General features: G+C 41.8%; 1 protein-coding gene. It reads left to right on the top strand.

Features of this window, described 5'->3' with window-relative positions:
- The first annotated feature begins 251 nt into the window (after positions 1 to 251).
- Positions 252 to 1,241 carry an IS110 family RNA-guided transposase gene (locus OCK74_RS27805; RefSeq protein ID WP_279300387.1) on the top strand — a complete coding sequence of 330 codons (990 nt, stop codon included), beginning with the start codon at positions 252 to 254 and terminating at the stop codon, positions 1,239 to 1,241.
- Positions 1,242 to 1,479: the final 238 nt, after the last annotated feature.

Here is a 1,479-nt window from a genome sequence, read left to right as displayed (position 1 = left end):
GATGCGACCTTTAGATTAGCGGTTAGAAGTTAAGAAGTTCTTTGAAGATAATGTTTAGATGATAAATTTAGTGGAAGAGAGATGGAGTGAACCTTAAGATGCGACTGGGCTTAAAGGCCCAAGTTCTGTATTGGTCTCCACCTCTGCTTCCACTCTGGTTGCCTGTGCTCTGTTTAGAATATTAGGCCCGTAATGCCTGATAAAGGTCTTAGAGACAGCCAACTTATTTGTTTATTTCTAAACACTAAAGTATGCAAAAGCCTGTAATCATCGGAACAGATGTATCCAAGTTGACCCTTGATCATGCCATCAAAACCAGTGAGGCACATGTAAAAACTCCTAATAATCCAAAGGGCTATAAGCAGTGGTTGAAGTGGGCCTTAGGCTTTGGAAACAAAGAAGATTTATGGGTAGTGATGGAACATACCGGTTATTACTCCTATCAATTTGAGCTCTTCCTGCAGGAGCAACAAATCGTGTACACTAAAGTATCCGCTTTGCAGATCAAGCGATCCGTGGGTTTAGTACGTGGTAAAAGCGACAAAATAGATTCTTTCACCATCAGTCATTATGGATGGATGAGAAGAGACGAGTTGGAGGCACAAAAAGTGCCCGCTGTACTGATCACAGAATTAAAGGATCTCATCACGCTTCGGGACAAACTGGTAAGAGAAAGAAGTGGATACAAAGCCAGGCTAAAAGAACTAAAGGCCACCAGGCAGTACGGTAAATCCCATATCCAAAACAAAATACCCCTCAGAAGGATCAAGCAGTTAACAGCAGATATCAGGGAAGTGGAGGTGGCTATTGGGTCTATTATAGAACAGAGTGAAGCCGTGCAGATGAACTACAAGTTGTTAACCAGCATTAAGGGAGTAGGTTTTATCACAGCAGCCTACATGATCGCTTATACGGACAATTTTCAAAAGTTTTCCAACAGCCGGCAGTTCAGTTGCTATGCAGGTGTGGTGCCTTTTGAGCATAGTAGTGGAACCAGCATACGAGGGAAAAGCAGAGTAAGCCATTATGCCAATAAAAAAGCCAAGCGGTTATTGAACTTAGCAGCTTCCGTAGCCATACAGCATAACGGGGAACTCAAACAATATTACCAAAAAAGAGTTGGGGAAGGAAAAAGTAAGATGAGCACACTAAACATTATCAGAAATAAATTGGTAGATAGGATGTTTGCAGTTGTAAAGAGACAAACTCCTTACCAGGAAATTGTAAATATTGCAGCATAAAAAGGTAGCCTTTATTGGTTGGTGTAAAAGAAATTTGAGTAACTGCACTAAGGGGTCATCTAAGCGGTTGGGGTGAGTGAGACGGAGCGTAGCGGAGGCGAACGAAACCCAACCGCTTACGGCGCGACCAAAGCCCAATGCCCTAAGATTTTGTAACTTACAAATACAGTTACTACTTCCTATTTACACAACTTTTTAGGGTCTCCAAAAAACATTTGGTGGAATCTTAGAATACAGA

Origin of the sequence: Paraflavisolibacter caeni (assembly GCF_025628885.1) — a bacterium.
Lineage (GTDB): Bacteria > Bacteroidota > Bacteroidia > Chitinophagales > Chitinophagaceae > Flavisolibacter > Flavisolibacter caeni.
The sequence above is the reverse complement of the archived record's forward strand: the minus strand, read 5'-3'. Positions and strand labels throughout refer to the sequence as shown.